At 36.3% G+C, this 14,960-nt stretch carries 15 protein-coding genes, 2 tRNA genes and 2 rRNA genes; 16 read left to right on the plus strand and 3 right to left on the minus strand.

The features are described 5' to 3' along the window. The 4 genes from JOC76_RS02085 to JOC76_RS02100 form a co-directional block, all read left to right on the plus strand. Positions 1-95 (plus strand): 23S ribosomal RNA (locus JOC76_RS02085); the annotation flags it as partial. A gap of 72 nt (positions 96-167) precedes the next feature. Further along, positions 168-284 (plus strand): 5S ribosomal RNA (rrf, locus tag JOC76_RS02090). 43 nt (positions 285-327) lie between these two features. After that, positions 328-402: transfer RNA gene (locus tag JOC76_RS02095), tRNA-Glu, on the plus strand. A 41-nt stretch (positions 403-443) separates the two neighbouring features. Then, a tRNA-Val gene (locus tag JOC76_RS02100) sits at positions 444-515 on the plus strand. 141 nt (positions 516-656) lie between these two features. On the opposite strand, the gene JOC76_RS02105 is transcribed toward JOC76_RS02100, so the two are convergent. After that, a complete protein-coding gene (locus JOC76_RS02105) occupies positions 657-806 on the minus strand; it encodes a hypothetical protein (RefSeq protein WP_205175740.1) in 150 nt (49 codons plus the stop codon). Then, complete coding sequence (locus JOC76_RS02110) at positions 806-976, minus strand: hypothetical protein (protein WP_205175742.1); 171 nt, start codon at positions 974-976, stop codon at positions 806-808. Before JOC76_RS02110 ends, JOC76_RS02105 begins: the two co-directional genes overlap by 1 nt. A gap of 136 nt (positions 977-1,112) precedes the next feature. Here JOC76_RS02110 and JOC76_RS02115 point away from each other — a divergent pair, with 136 nt between their 5' ends. From JOC76_RS02115 to JOC76_RS02135, 6 genes are all read left to right on the plus strand, one after another. Further along, entirely contained in the window at positions 1,113-1,307 is a 195-nt protein-coding gene (locus tag JOC76_RS02115) for a Fur-regulated basic protein FbpA (RefSeq protein WP_205176307.1), read from the plus strand. 302 nt (positions 1,308-1,609) lie between these two features. After that, complete coding sequence (locus JOC76_RS02120) at positions 1,610-2,221, plus strand: recombinase family protein (RefSeq protein ID WP_205175744.1); 612 nt, start codon at positions 1,610-1,612, stop codon at positions 2,219-2,221. A 606-nt stretch (positions 2,222-2,827) separates the two neighbouring features. Further along, positions 2,828-3,091 carry an SMI1/KNR4 family protein gene (locus tag JOC76_RS29755; RefSeq protein WP_307784683.1) on the plus strand — a complete coding sequence of 88 codons (264 nt, stop codon included), beginning with the start codon at positions 2,828-2,830 and terminating at the stop codon, positions 3,089-3,091. Between the two features lie 134 nt (positions 3,092-3,225). Then, on the plus strand, positions 3,226-3,675 hold the full coding sequence (locus JOC76_RS29760; RefSeq protein WP_239557499.1) for a hypothetical protein: 450 nt from the start codon (positions 3,226-3,228) through the stop codon (positions 3,673-3,675). A 59-nt stretch (positions 3,676-3,734) separates the two neighbouring features. Continuing rightward, positions 3,735-4,154: a hypothetical protein gene (locus JOC76_RS02130; protein WP_205175746.1), complete on the plus strand. Its 420-nt coding sequence runs from the start codon at positions 3,735-3,737 to the stop codon at positions 4,152-4,154. Between the two features lie 12 nt (positions 4,155-4,166). Then, complete coding sequence (locus JOC76_RS02135) at positions 4,167-9,083, plus strand: DUF4132 domain-containing protein (protein WP_205175748.1); 4,917 nt, start codon at positions 4,167-4,169, stop codon at positions 9,081-9,083. Positions 9,084-9,255: 172 nt separating this feature from the next. On the opposite strand, the gene JOC76_RS02140 is transcribed toward JOC76_RS02135, so the two are convergent. After that, positions 9,256-9,474, minus strand: coding sequence for a hypothetical protein (locus JOC76_RS02140; protein WP_205175749.1), 219 nt, complete (start codon positions 9,472-9,474; stop codon positions 9,256-9,258). 229 nt (positions 9,475-9,703) lie between these two features. On the opposite strand from JOC76_RS02140, the gene JOC76_RS02145 reads away from it, so the two are divergent. The 6 genes from JOC76_RS02145 (at position 9,704) to JOC76_RS02170 (ending at position 14,341) form a co-directional block, all read left to right on the plus strand. Further along, on the plus strand, positions 9,704-9,979 hold the full coding sequence (locus JOC76_RS02145) for a DUF3986 family protein (protein WP_205175750.1): 276 nt from the start codon (positions 9,704-9,706) through the stop codon (positions 9,977-9,979). A 141-nt stretch (positions 9,980-10,120) separates the two neighbouring features. After that, positions 10,121-10,657, plus strand: a complete 537-nt coding sequence (locus tag JOC76_RS02150; RefSeq protein ID WP_205175751.1) for an SMI1/KNR4 family protein — start codon at positions 10,121-10,123, stop codon at positions 10,655-10,657. 145 nt (positions 10,658-10,802) lie between these two features. Further along, on the plus strand, positions 10,803-11,456 hold the full coding sequence (locus tag JOC76_RS02155) for an ABC transporter ATP-binding protein (protein ID WP_205175752.1): 654 nt from the start codon (positions 10,803-10,805) through the stop codon (positions 11,454-11,456). A 66-nt stretch (positions 11,457-11,522) separates the two neighbouring features. Next, positions 11,523-11,885 carry a nucleotide-binding protein gene (locus JOC76_RS02160; RefSeq protein ID WP_307784684.1) on the plus strand — a complete coding sequence of 121 codons (363 nt, stop codon included), beginning with the start codon at positions 11,523-11,525 and terminating at the stop codon, positions 11,883-11,885. A gap of 289 nt (positions 11,886-12,174) precedes the next feature. Next, entirely contained in the window at positions 12,175-13,098 is a 924-nt protein-coding gene (locus JOC76_RS02165) for an ABC transporter substrate-binding protein (protein ID WP_205175753.1), read from the plus strand. Between the two features lie 937 nt (positions 13,099-14,035). Beyond that, positions 14,036-14,341: a DUF4870 domain-containing protein gene (locus JOC76_RS02170; RefSeq protein ID WP_205175755.1), complete on the plus strand. Its 306-nt coding sequence runs from the start codon at positions 14,036-14,038 to the stop codon at positions 14,339-14,341. Positions 14,342-14,960: the final 619 nt, after the last annotated feature.

Below are 14,960 nucleotides of genomic sequence, written 5' to 3' on the forward strand. Positions count from 1 at the left end.
AAGATCCCTGAAAGATGATCAGGTTGATAGGTCAGAGGTGGAAGCGTGGTGACATGTGGAGCTGACTGATACTAATCGATCGAGGACTTAACCAATTGATTGAACTCGTTTTACAACATTTCTTCTATATTATCTAGTTTTGAGAGAACGAACTCTCAAATAAAAAGTCTGGTAATAATGGCGAGAAGGTCACACCCGTTCCCATACCGAACACGGAAGTTAAGCTTCTCAGCGCCGATGGTAGTTGGGACAAGCGTCCCTGTGAGAGTAGGACGTTGCCAGGCTAAAGCCCCTTTTGGGGCTATTATTTTGCAGAAATTACACTTAGGCCCCTTGGTCAAGCGGTTAAGACACCGCCCTTTCACGGCGGTAACACGGGTTCGGATCACGTAGGGGTCACCAAAGTTTTTTCGCGATAGCGAAAATAACTATCATTTACTGGAGGATTAGCTCAGCTGGGAGAGCATCTGCCTTACAAGCAGAGGGTCGGCGGTTCGATTCCAAGTTAATTTCCAATGTTCTCTCAACACTTGTGGAAACCACTTTGCATTTGTTTTACTTCTGATTCTCCTAATGCTTTTCAATCTCCAATTCCTCTTCAATCATATTTATTGCCTGTGTTTCATCCACATATTTAGGACCTTAAATTTAAACATTTAAAGCTTCTCGATAGGTATAGGCTGTTTTAAAGGATGGACAATCAGAAATATTTTGTATTCATTGCTCTTCCATTCCTTTTTTATTTCCTCATATGCAATATCAAACCAAACTCTTAAACTGTTTATTGCGTGATGGTCTACTGTCATTATTTCACTCCCTTCTCTTTTGCGTTTATAGTTGAACATTGCACGCCTGTTTGTTTAGAAATGTCATTTACACTTAATCCATTTTTCTCCCGTTCTGCAAACAGTTTTAATGCCCTTTTGATTTCCTGTCCTTTTCTTCCTATGTGTTTCCCTTGTGCTTTCGCAACCAAGCTGGAAAGAATATTACCGAATTGTTCATATTTCTTTAACTAAATTGTAAACAGGCTATGATAAAGTAAGCCCGTATCTCCTAGCAAACAGGAGGTGCTGGCTTCATCATATATCTTCAAAATGAGGTGTCTTAAAATGAAAAATATACTTCGAACTGCTGTTCAGTTAAAAAAACAAAAATTAATAAATAAACTAATCAAATCAGGGATTTATAAAAGAGACAACAAGCATCTTTACGAATTAACTTTAAGTGATCTTGAAAATGAGTATAAATATATTGAAAAAATGTCTAGTGATAGGAATAAAAAGTTGAATCTAAATCCACTTTGATCAAAGAACTCGGCATAACTTCGATAAAGCGTCTGTATCATTCAGACGCTTCTTTGCATTGTCATTATCGTTTTAACTTATAAGCTATGACACTTTGACCTTTACAAATTTTAGCTGTTTCAAAAGGTACACCTTTCGGGATGGTTGCATACCCCCTATAAAAACAGCGTTCTTGTAGTCTTAAAAGGCTATAAAAACATTTTTGGGATATCCCGAAATAATGATTGATCTTTTGGGATAGATTGATATATTGTTAAGACAACTAATAACAAATATTTCATAGAAAGGGAGATTTGGGTCATATGAAAATATTCGGTTATGTCCGTGTATCATCAAAAGAACAAAACGAGGCGAGGCAAATGGAGACTATGAGGAAGGAAGGAATTGAAGAACGGGATATATTCATTGATAAGGCCAGTGGTAAAAACTTTGAACGTACTCAGTATCAATTATTAAAACAAATGGTCCGAGAAAGGGATACGGTAGTATTTGATTCCATTACTCGGATGGGACGGAATATGGATAATACAATGAAGGAATACAAATGGTTTGTAGAAAATGGAGTGCAGCTGCGTTTCATAAAAGAGCCTATGATTAACACCAGCAATGAACTTGACGATGTTATGAAGCGAGCAATACAAACAATCATTTTGACTCCTCTTACTGCATTCGCCGAAAAAGAACGTGAGGAAATCAAGACAAGGCAAGCTGAAGGGATTGCGGTAGCAAAAGCTCAAGGGAAACACCTTGGCAGACCAAATACAAAAATTACTCAAGAGTTTGAACAGGCATACCAACAATGGAAAGAAAATGAGATAACAGCAGTTGAGGCTATGAAGAAGGTTAATGTGCCTAGGAGTACATTTTACCGGATAGTAAAGGAATACGAAGAAACACAGAGCCCTCAACATTGATATGTGAGGGCTTTTTTATTTGTCCATTCCCTATCCAGTGTATTCGCCGTCAGGAAATGGACAACTATATTCAATTTAAATCAACAATTAGAATGAGTGATGAATTACAACAATATCCAAACAAAAAAATACCTTTGATCCATAAAATCAAAGGTCAAAGTTGAACTTAGTGGTCTAGGCTAAGTCCAGTTTAGAGAGATCTAAACTCAAAAGAATTTAAACTATTATTATATTAACATATCATGAATATTCATTCAGAGACTTAAACAATTATACACTCACTTGCTTTAGTTGTTTTTCCTTAATTTAATACAACCTTTTTGAATTTAGGCACCCAGTTGAAATTTGAGTCGGAAAGGAAAGGGTCGCTTGCGGTTTTAGAAAATAGGGATGAATGAAGAAATGCATTATTTTATTCAATAAATAGAGGGTTTTTAAAATATATATCGAAAAACACTTATGGTTAATTTGAGTGTAGTAATACAAAGTAATCAGAAGTATCATGGAGGAAGAGATGAAGAAAGTAATAAATATGATTAATTCAAGTTCAAAAGTGGCTGGAGTGTCGTTACTTGAATTAAAAAAACAGAAAAAGTACTTGGTGCTATTTTTCCTGATGAATTCAAAGAACTTTTTTTAGAAACGAATGGAGCAACATTTGGTGATTGGACTTTGTTCCCTATTCAAACTAATGGACAATCAGCATTAACAATTGATATTACAAAACAAAATTGTGAATTCAGACCAAGAAATATACCTAAAGAAATGATTTGTATTGGTGAAAATATCAAAGGTGATAAACATTGCTACCGTATTAGAAAAAGGTTTATGCAGGAACTATCTATGTATGGAATGATAAAACGGGGATAAGCAAGTGTAAAGCATCATCTTTAAGTGAATTTATTGATTGGTATGTACCAAATGTAAATACTAAAAAGCCTAAAATAGTTGGTACTTTTACCGTAGAAAGTGGAAAGTTAACTGTTACTGACCCATGCTATAAGGTGGATCAAGAAGGAGAGATGCAAATTATACTTTCCAATGTAAAAAATGGGAATTGGACAGCATCCATATCTTATACACCTGAAGAAGTCGTAGAAAGTTTAACCGTATATTATGGAGAAAAGAAACCAAATGGAAAATGGCATGTTTGTAATAAACTTATCGGAGTGGACTCAGCACAAGCTGGAATTTTCGATTTTAAAGCATTTGGTAAAGACGATACCATCCCATTTGAAGTGAAAAATGTCAATGACATAGTGATTGATGAAGTGGGATTAAAATATTATGTTGCATGTTGTGATATGGTTGCTTCAGATGCACAGGGTGGAGTTGTCCCAGGTGGTGCGGTTTCAATGTCTGGATATGGAGACGGAATGTACGAAGTAAAAGTAAAATATAACATTTTAAAAGAGGTTGTTGGAGTGATGATAGGCTTTGGTGATGAGGAATAATGCTATTTTTCCGTTTTTGATAACTTTGAACAATGCTATTATTCGAATGAGGTAGGGAAATGAAAATCTTTGTGACAATGAAAAGTTTGGCCAAGAGGAAAAATTTTTTAACGAAAATGGAAATCTATTTATCTAGAAATCCAGCAACACTCAGAGAGCTCTTGGAGGAAATTGTGAAAATTAAAATCCAGAAATTAAGTGAAAAACAAGTAGCAGTCAACCTAGCTACCTTTCTTACGATTAAGGAAATTGACCTTCAAGCTGAAAGGGGGAAGGTTGGTTTCTCGTTTATATATAATGAAAAAAAAGTGGACAAAAAAGAGGCTATACAAACTGCCCTACAAGCGTTTGAAGACGGATTATTTAAAGTTTTTCACAATGAAGAAGAACAAACTGAATTAGATGCAGCTCTAAATTTACAAGATGATGATGAACTCACTTTTATTAAGTTGACGATGTTAGCAGGACGCATGTGGTAAAGGAGATAGAACATGAAACATATCAATAAAAACGCCTACTTTGAAAAACTGGATAAAAAAGCCGGCGAAGCTTTTTCCGGAACGGAATTGCAGACCACCAGAATGATCTTAAAGGTCATAAAAAGCCCCGATCAGCAAAAAGAAAACTATATAAGAGCCCTCAAAAAAAATTTCATGGCTCAAAGTAGCTGGCGTGACACAGATTTTTTCGAGCCGTTCATTGAGATTGCCCGAGCTCTTTTAGGCCAAGAATATGGGGACCTGTTTCAGTATATCACCCAACATAAATATGAATACCCATATAGCGTCGGCTATGAACGAAGGCCATTTAGAACGACTAATTTAATTTGCCATATGGATGGTATTATCGAAAGCTTTTCCGATCTATTTGAGTTGGATATGGAGAATTTCTCCATTATGAAGTATTTAACGGAGCCTGGTGAATCCTGGGAGTATCAGTATCAAACGGTCATCAGTGATTATATTGCCTTCGAGCTTGATCGTAACAATGAAATAGTATTTCAAGCGTTAAAAGACATCATGTTTGGCGAAAACAACACTGCATTGCTTACGCTAAACATGATAAAAGGGATGTTGAAGAGCCACAGCCAGGCTTGTTATCAAATGCTGGGGGACTTATTGCTGGCGGCCAGGCTGCAAGAGGGCTTGCGGCAAAGCATTGTCGAAAGCATGGATGAGGGTACGGCTGCAGCAGCAATTTATCTGTTAAAAATCATCTTAGAGCATGATCTGATTCGCTACAGTTCAGTTTTGCGGGCACTTTCTGTCTGGACCGGCTTGAATTTGGAGGCGGCCAATAAAAGAGTGGCCAGCCAGTTAATGCAAGATGTGCTCGAATGTTTAACAAATTCACAGCTGCGCAGGGAAGGTCATATAAGTAAGAATTCCAACAGCCTTTATATTAGTCTGTGGGCGGCTGCCTTTTACGAAGAAGAACAGGTTAGAGCCCCGATTATTCGTCTGATGGAAAATGGGGCATCCCATCAAAAGGCTGCTACACAATTTTTTCTAACTCAAAGTCAAAATCGTGCGTTGAGATTTGAGCTGTCATATCCCTATTTGGACGAAACCAATCATGAACTTCAATGCTATCTTATCACCAACTATGGGTGCAACTTTTGGTCATCTCATACAAATAGTGAAAGCAAACTGCACTTTGACAGGCTCCCGCTGTTAGAAGACAAGGCAGAACGGACCAGGCATTTTAAGCTGTTTAAAAAGATATTTTTAAGTTTGCCCAAGAAGGAATTATTGATTGAATCAAAGGCTGTCCATGGGATAACGACCACTTTTTCAACAGACGATATCGCCATAAAAATGCTGTATTTAACCGCGTACGATTTGGACAAAGAATGGGTTGCCCAATTAATGGAATGGAAGGACCGTTTTAGTTCCAATCTAAAAGAAACATTATTGCACTTTTTTATTAAAGATTATACCGATCCAACACAGCGGGAGTTCCTGTTTGCCTGCCTCTCCGATCGGAGTATAGCAATTCGCGAAACGGCCTTAAGAATGATAAAATCACTTGAGCTTTCCAATTCCGAAGTAGAAAAAATTGGGGAAGTATTAAAATTAAAAACGGGCTCTTTACGGCAAAGTGCGATTCGGATTTTATCAGCCCTTTCATTAGAAAAGCTGGAAACAGCACTTGAGCGTTTACTTGGGAGCGGTAAAGAGCTGCAAAGAATGGGTGCGCTTGAAATATTATCGGAAATCAAAGACCAGCAAGGAAAAGACAAACTAATTAATACCTTTAAAAATCAATTACAGAAATGGAAAAATGCTTCCACAAAGGAACAAATCCTCATCGATAAGCTGTTACAGGAGGAAGCGTACACACCTGAAAATGGCTTTGGTTTATTTGACCCAAAACGCCAAGTAAGCTTTGAACTCAGTCAGCCGATAAACAGCCTCAAGGATTATTTCTCACTCCCTACTGAATCAATCAAACCATTTTTGCGGGGATTGGCGGATATTATTCATGAGCATCGCCATGTCGAGTATGAAGTGGAATGGTATGGAGGCCATAAGGAAACATTGCATATTGGCGAAGAATTAAGATTGCCATATACAAATGATCTTCAGATGGGGAGAGGAACAAAACTCGAGCAATTTCCACTATCAGAAGTGTGGAAAGATTATTTAAACAGCTGGCGCCTGACACCATCTGAACTTGTCCAAATCGCGTTTTACCTCAATTCAGAACGTATTTATCGTTATTACGCTCAGAAAATGAATGCTTGGGAGCTTTATGACTATCCTAAATTGGATAACTGGAAAAAGAGCTTTTTGGAAGATGTTTTTCCTTTCAAACAAATCGCCGAAATAAACCAGTTTGTTGCGGAGTTGGATTATAGAGACCAAGTGAAGATACTTGTTACTGCCTTTTTTGAAGACCAAGATGCAAAACGGTTTTTTGAGGAAATATACGGCATCTTAATTTACTTGATTCATTCTCTTCCAAAGAAAAAAACGGAAAGTGAATATAGAATACTGGATGTTCTAACAGACCCGTGGCTGGAATGGGGGAGAATGTTTAGCTATAAGGAAGAAAAATTTGAGCAATACTTTAAAGTAAAATACCAGCTATTTGTAATGACACGGCATACCATGTTCCATCCTTCGATTGAGGAGTTAGCAAGGGCTTATCAACGAAAACTCATTGACGAACAAGTGATTTTCCAAATGGTAATGGGCCAATACCGTGGGAGACATGTCAGGCAGTATTTATCCGAATTGACGGATCCAAAAAGAGATACGATTAAAAAATACCCTTTTATGGAGCCGATTAAAGACATGGCTGTCAAAAGAATAGTAGACATAGAGTTGAAAAGAGGAGACCTTCCAACAAAGGTAACCGCAATGGTGGGGGAAATTGAACGATTTGAAGGAATGGAGTATTTTGTCGGAATACTGTCAGCCCTTGAAAAAGAACCGTTTGTCAGAGGGTATTTATATGTGTATGGTGACACCGCCGAGAAAAAAGAGGTGCTTAGCCATTTGTTGAAGGCCTGTTATCCACATGATGAAGATAATGAGGAAAAGCTGAGCCAGTTAATTAAAGGGAAAAATATATCAGAGAAAAGATTGCTGGAAGCAGCAATGTATGCCCCACAGTGGCTTGCCATTGTGGAGAAGTATTTGCAATGGGATGGCCTCTCGAGTGCAGCCTGGTATTTCCATGCCCATGTCAATGAATTCTTTTCCGAGGAGAAGGAAACCATGGTTGCCCGTTATTCACCTATCAGTCCTAAAGATTTTCAGGATGGGGCATTTGATATTCGCTGGTTTCAGGAGGCCTTTGGACAATTAGGAGAAGAGAGATTCCAGATTCTCTATCAGTGTGCCAAATATATTTCAGGCGGAGCCAACCATCGCCGATCACAGCTTTTTGCTGATGCCGTCTTAGGGAAGTTGAAGCAGGAGGAAACGAAGAACTCCGTAAAAGAAAAAAGAAATAAAGATCAACTTTTGTGTTACAGCCTGATTCCGGTCAAACATAAACAAGATGTGCTGGAACGTTATGAATTTCTGCAGCAATTTTTAAAGGAAAGTAAAAATTTTGGTGCCCAACGGCGAGCAAGCGAATCAAAAACAGTCGATATCGCACTTGAAAACTTAGCGAGGAATGCCAGCTATCAAGATGTAACGAGACTTAAATGGGAAATGGAAGCGAAGAAGTTAGAACAGGTTCATCCATATTTGGAACCAAAAGGGATCGATGATTTGACTGTACAGCTGGTGATCGATGAAAATGGCCTGGCAGATATTTTGACTATTAAAAATGCCAAGCCTTTAAAGTCCGTACCATCAAAATATAATAAACATGAATACATTGTAACCTTAAAAGCAATTAAGGCTGATTTAAGGGAACAGTACAAGCGAGCAAAAAAAGAGCTGGAACACTCGATGGTCTTGGAGAACAGCTTTACTTTAAATGAAGTTACCAATATGATGGGAAGTCCAGTTTTAGCACCTCTTTTAAAGTGCCTAGTTTTAATGGCAGGGAAGCGGTTAGGTTATTATGAAGCAGGGTCACTTAAAAATGTAGAAACAGGAGAAAGTTATTTAATTCAAGCGGATGATGACATTTTGATCGCTCATCCGATTCATCTATACGAAAGCGGGCAATGGGGTGGCTTTCAACGTGATTTATTCGTAAGGAAAGTGAAACAGCCGTTTAAGCAAGTATTTCGAGAATTATATTTGCCGAATCAGGATGAATTGGCTTCAGGAGCAGGTACAAAAAGGTATGCTGGTCATCAAATTCAGCCAAAGAAAACGGCAGCATTATTAAAAACAAAAATGTGGACAGTAAGCTACGAAGAGGGGCTCCAAAAAGTTTATCATAAGGAAAATATTGTGGTGAAACTCTATGCGGTCGCCGATTGGTTGTCACCTTCTGACATAGAAAGCCCTGTCCTGGAAACAGTAGAATTTTTTGATCGCCAAACGGATAGGCCGATTGAGATTCATAAGATTCCAAAGCATACATTTTCTGAAACGATGAGGGATATTGATTTAGTGGTTAGTATCGCCCATGTAGGCGGTGTAGACCCTGAAGCAAGTCTTACAACCATAGAGATGAGAAAGGCAATTGCTGCTGAATCCATTAGGCTGATGAAACTGGATAATGTAAGGATAGAAGGAAATTTCGCTTTAATTAACGGCATTTTTGGAGAGTATAGTGTTCACCTTGGGAGTGGTAATGTGTACAAACAGGCTACTGGAGCGATCTTTATTATTCCTGTTCATTCCCAGCAACGAGGCAGAATTTTTCTTCCATTTATGGACGAAGACCCAAAAACAGCCGAAATCATTTCCAAAATTTTAATGTTTTCAGAAGATAAAAAAATAAAGGATCCATTTATCTTGGAACAAATCGCAGGTGTTAGACAAAACTAGAAAAAAGTAGAAAGGTCAACCGTTATTTGTTGGCCTTTCTACTTTTTTCATAACAGTAAATTGTTACTTCTAATTTTTTTGCTATTTTCGATTGCTGAAGGATAATAACTATATCCCAGGAGGGATTTCATAACTAAACCTTTTCGGAGGAACATACAAAAATACCTATCTTCTATATCACTTTTTTTGTTTTATTTTTGTCTTTAGTTTTCTTTAGCTTACTGCGTCGTTTCTCTACGTGCTGAAGTAACCCAGATGAGGTTCTCTTTTTTAACAAAGGATGCCCAAACAAAATTGCCGAAATTTCGATGTCTGTTCGATGAGGAAGATTAATAATGGTATTATCGATTAATTCATCTTCTTGCAGAGACCAAAGTTTATTACCAGCCATTTTATCACCCTTCTCCTATACAATCATAATGTTCATGATTAATTCTATATGTTGCATACAATTCCCTGCAAAAAATATGTAAATTAAGATGGAATGAATGGAAAAAGAATTTTAAATCAAGAGATTGTGAATATTTTCACTTAAACTGACTGGGCAGTTTCCTTTAAGAAGGATTGATGATTATATCTGCCGAATTGTTTAATTCAAATGATAAAAATAGAGGTGCTTAGTGGATATTTTATATGATGATAAATATCATCTTCATTTAGGGTATTACGAGGGTAATTGCGATTATGAGTCGATAGCATTTAAAAGACAATCTGAGGATATATGGGATGTATTCTTTGATTTTAAAGGGTATGGGATTCAAAATATTACCACAGAAAACGAATTAACATTAGAACCATTCGGAACACGGATTTTTTCCATTTACAATAAAGAAATTGATTATGATATTGGAATCCAGCAGTTTAAACAATGGTTATCCATTAATAAAATCATTTAAATTGTTGGTTAATGAAGATGACCGCCGTGACGTTTTGTTGTTCTGCTAACTGGCAATTTACTTCAATAAGCGTAAGAAGGTATTAATTAAACAAAGGCAGAATATTTAAAATGTTATTTTGTGTATTTAGGAGTGTTTATGGTGTATAGATTATTAATTGAAGAGGGCATTCAAAAAGATTCAGTAAAGAAATACGGATATAAAAAGTTAAAAAATGGTACGGAATTATTTGTAATTAAAGACTCTGAAAAGCCTGATAAATGGTTCCATGCCCTCTATGGAGCATTATCAGAAGAAGAGATACTGGAGTTCGAATCAAGCACCAATACTGCTTTTCCACCTGCTTATAAGGAATTTTTGAAGGAGTATAACGGGATTCGAATTTTTGAAAATAATATAATAATTTATGGCAGAAATGTTTTAAGAAAAGGAATGACAAGGGAGGAACAAATTTTCCAACCTCTTGATTTAAAATTAGAACAGAAGTATTTAAACGGATTACCTGAAGAATTTTTTTACTTTGGTCAATCTGATGAAAAGTTTATATATGTTATTTCAAGTGAAAATGAACATATTTTAGAGATTGATATAAAAAAAAATCAGTTTACAAATCAATGGACTAGTATTTATGAATGGTTAAAACAAAAAATAACTGAATTTGCCGTATATGAGCATTGAGGAAGTGTCTAATTTAAGCGGCTTCCTTTTTCATACCCATTGATTTTTAATGTCCATAATTTCTTATTCAAGTAAAGGGTGTATCAAATCAATGTTTTGTTGCTGATACTGTATATAATGGGTAATTTAAGAAGGATATAGATTTGTGACCTTATTTTATGTAACTTACAAAAGTAAACGAAACATTCTAAATAAACAAATTGACCATCTTTTACATAAGAAACGGACGAATTGGCGTGCCAGGCAGATTGCTTATTTACCTCAGCATATGAACGATCAAATTCCTTATACTGTATCTGAATTTGTGGCTATGGGTCGTTTTGTATATCGCACTCAATCCGGGGCATTGACGAAAGCATGCCGGGAGAGAATTGAAGAGGGGTTACATCGGCTGAATCTGCTCCCTTACAGGGATACCCCAATGGTTCAGTTATCGGGAGGCGAACAACAGCGGGCAGCCATTGCTCGCTGTCTTATTCAAGAGAGTCACATCCTATTGTTGGATGAACCTATTGCGAGTCTTGATCTGTACTATCAGATGGATATTTTGCAGCAGCTAAAGAATTTGTCATCTCAAAAATACCTTGTAATTGTAGTTCTTCATAACATAGAACTTGCGGCAAGATTTTGCAGTCATTTGATTATGTTAAACAAGGGACGAATCCTTCATCAAGGCCCGACACAAGAGATATTTAATGAGCAAACGGTACAGGACCTTTTTGGTATGCCAATCCCAATATATCCCGATCCATATAGTGGACATCTCCGTATGAGTATTCACTCGATAGAAGGGGATTAATTGCATTAAATAAACTTTAGAAGGTGTATACCAATTATGAAAATTCCTTGATTCATTGTAGCTGGAATTGGCAGCGGGGTTGGAAAGACAACACTAACCCTCGGTCTTATGGCGGCATTTAAACAGAAAGGATTGGCTGTTGAAGGATATAAAGCCGGGCCAGATTTTATTGATCCCAGTTTTCATACTCTGGTAACAGGGAGACCCTCGCGAAATTTGGACAGCTCGATGATCGGTCCATCCACTTTAAAGGAGATTATTTATCGAGGAAGTAATGGATCTGATCTTTCTATCATTGAAGGGATGATGGGTCTTTTTGATGGGAAAGATCCCACAGGATTTCGGGGGAGTACAGCGGAACTGAGCCAGTTGGCAGAGATGTGGAAAGGGAGGATTGAAGGAACAACATTGAACACCCTCCTTCAATGAAGATGATACTGATTATTTAATGATCTTCAACAAAGGGCCATTTTATTGAATAATTCTCTTAAAAGAACTGGATATTTATGTTAAAATACAGATGAGATTCTGAAGGGTTGAACTTAAATCAACTCGCAGGTTAGTTGAAAAATCAGAGCATTTGGAATGAACATAAAATAGTAAAAATTTTCATATTTATAACTCTACACGTTTAAATATTAGCTAAGAAATCAATTCCTGAAGAAATGTTTGATTGGATAAAAATTGAAAATGACTTTAACTTGAGGAGGCAATCTAAATGAAGGTATGTTCATTTTTACCCGCGGCTACCAATATGATCTATGAAATGGGACTAGAAAGATACCTGAATGGAGTCACGTTTGAATGTCCATCGGATAAACCAAAAGTTGTTCGCACCCATCTCGAGGGACGTAATATTTCAAGTGCAGAAATTGAAACTTTTGTAACGGAATCATCAAATATGGGAAAAAGTTTATATTATGTGGATATGGAATTATTATCAGAAATAGCACCTGATCTTGTGTTTACTCAAGATGTATGTGACGTATGTCAAATTAGCACATCTGTTGTTCAAAGAGCCATTGGATCCCTTGAAAAGCAACCAAAAGTGGTACCATTAATACCGCGAAGGCTACGGGATGTATATCAGAATGCACTAACCATTGCAAAGGAGCTAGGAGAAGAAAAGATTGGCCTTGATTACTTAGCTTCCTTACATAAGAGAGTACGTGCAATTACTGATAAACTTCGTGAACATCAAGCAGAACCAAAAAGAGTGATGGTTATGGAATGGTTAGATCCCATTTATAATTGTGGGCATTGGATTCCTGACCAAATCTCTTTGGCGGGTGGAGTGGATATGTTGTCCAATCCTGCAGGTTACTCTGTAGTGACTCCTTGGGAAAAAGTACAACAATATGATCCAGAAGTATTGGTTATCGCACCTTGTGGTTTTCAGGTGGAACGATCTATTAAGGAAATCGATCAGCTAACAAGTAAACCGGGATGGAGCGAATTGACTGCAGTAAAAAACAAAGCAGTCTATCTTGCAGATGCAGATTACTTTACAAGGCCAAGTACCACATTGGTAGACGGAATTGAGTTACTAGCTGCCCTCTTCCATCCACAACTGTTTGAAATTCCAGAAAGATGCATGAAAAAGGTTGTACCTATTTCAGATACAGAATTATCATGGGTGTAAGTGATTATTCCTCAACAAGGATTTGGCGGGTTTCCTTTAGTAAAAAATCAACATTAAGCTTTAACATAGGCATAGTTTAAGAAAAAGTTGTTGTGTCGTAGATCGAACATACTGTTTAATAAATTTAAGCCTTTTATTCTATAATCGGGCGCTTTTGTGAAGTAACTATAGCCTAATTTCTCCCTTACAACACCGAGAGATTAGGCTTTTTATATTTGATTTCCATAACGTTATAAATCACCAATTTCCTGATACTACCCTTACCTTATAAAATAGTGAATTAGATAAGCCTCGAGTTGGTTAGAAGTTGGAAAAGTGTGGTAAATTACTTGTCAAAGACTGGTACAATAGATGGCAGATGTGGTAAATTCTAATGGCCGTAATCAGCTTTATCAATTCATATCAATTTTGGATTGTTAAGGGGAACAAGACTACCACAGTCCTTAATGATTTCGCTTATGTATTTGGTTCATTCTTTGCAGGAACTTTGTGGATTTTTCATCTCACATTTAGGAAATTCAAGCAAATTGGTGGAATTAATTTATTAATGGATTTCCTTCTTGCTTATCCGGTAAATTATGTGTTATTTAAATTCACGTAGCACCTCTGTACTAAGATTTTTACATATTATATCATATTTTACCAATTACAGGGTTGAAAGACCTCTTACTAAATACCTTTTGAGAATTCGCCTGAGGGAAAAAATTATTAAACTGGTATTTATCAATAATTCGTATAATATTTATTTCACGAATTATTAAATTTATAGATATTTAAAAAGAATAGTTGGCATACTGGAATTTTGAGTTGGACTACGACCACAGTCGTATAACGATTTAGTTCATAGCCTGATGTAATATTCTAACCAAAACTTTATAATGATTAATGAATAAAGGTTTGGTTAGAATATTACGATACAAAGAGGAGTAAATTTTAAATGGAAAATAAGGGATTCAAAATATTGATTCATGCTAGTACTTGGTTTGCACCTATACTAGTTCCCATTATCACATATTTTATTATTTCAGATCGAGAAATTAAAAGCTTATCCTTACAGGCTTTGGTATTTCATATTGTGATCGGTATTTTAATCTCAGTGTCTGCTTTTTTTTCTTGGATATTAATCGGGATTCCATTCCTCATTATTTTTGGACTCATTGCTATAATAGCTCCGATTGTTGGAATTGTTAAAGCCATTAATGGGCGTCATTTTCGATATCCTATTATTGGATCATGGTTTTGATTAAATCTAAACGAATCTAATCGTTTTAATGATGATGAATATTGGTATTTAAATCACTTAATCTTCATAAACTCTATGTCACGGTAGTTCATGCGAATGTTAGCTCTGCAAAGATACTTGAAAAGAATAGATATGAGTTGGAAGGAAAATCAACAGCCGGATGCATTGCTTCAATAATGATCTTCCATAAACGAGCGCTAATCCGTAGTAATGATAAAAGTCCAATTTCTCAATTTTAATGTTGAGAAATTGGGCTTTTGGTATTTATTTATAGTGCAAAATAGCACTTAAAATAAGTGTAAATTACCTCGTAAAAGTGACATTTTCTTATTTTTCTTATTTTTTCCCCATCTAAAGGTTTTTCTATAATAGTTGTACAGAAAGTTATATATCTTTTAGACAGGAATAAACAAAAGTGAGTGAACTTGTTGGATATGCATGGGTGAGTACTTTAGATGGGATTATTCCTTACAAGTTGAGAATTAAAAAAGTATGGATGAACTAAGATTTTTCATGAAAAGAAAAGTGGTAAGAACACTGGTTAGAAATTCAAATCATGGATGATGGAAGTGTTCATATCATCCACTAATCAGTATGGTTGAAGGGCAGTATCACGAAT

The organism is Neobacillus cucumis, assembly GCF_016908975.1.
Lineage (GTDB): Bacteria > Bacillota > Bacilli > Bacillales > Cytobacillaceae > Neobacillus > Neobacillus cucumis.

Bases quoted from the DNA above. Each gene is read 5' to 3' on its own strand.
- JOC76_RS02140 (WP_205175749.1), bottom strand. From the start codon at position 9,474: ATGGCTGGTAATAAACTTTGGTCTCTGCAAGAAGATGAATTAATCGAT.
- JOC76_RS02105 (WP_205175740.1), bottom strand. From the start codon at position 806: ATGACAGTAGACCATCACGCAATAAACAGTTTAAGAGTTTGGTTTGAT.
- JOC76_RS02115 (WP_205176307.1), top strand. From the start codon at position 1,113: ATGAAAAATATACTTCGAACTGCTGTTCAGTTAAAAAAACAAAAATTA.
- JOC76_RS02135 (WP_205175748.1), top strand. From the start codon at position 4,167: ATGAAACATATCAATAAAAACGCCTACTTTGAAAAACTGGATAAAAAA.
- JOC76_RS02170 (WP_205175755.1), top strand. From the start codon at position 14,036: ATGGAAAATAAGGGATTCAAAATATTGATTCATGCTAGTACTTGGTTT.
- JOC76_RS02120 (WP_205175744.1), top strand. From the start codon at position 1,610: ATGAAAATATTCGGTTATGTCCGTGTATCATCAAAAGAACAAAACGAG.
- JOC76_RS02130 (WP_205175746.1), top strand. From the start codon at position 3,735: ATGAAAATCTTTGTGACAATGAAAAGTTTGGCCAAGAGGAAAAATTTT.
- JOC76_RS02165 (WP_205175753.1), top strand. From the start codon at position 12,175: ATGAAGGTATGTTCATTTTTACCCGCGGCTACCAATATGATCTATGAA.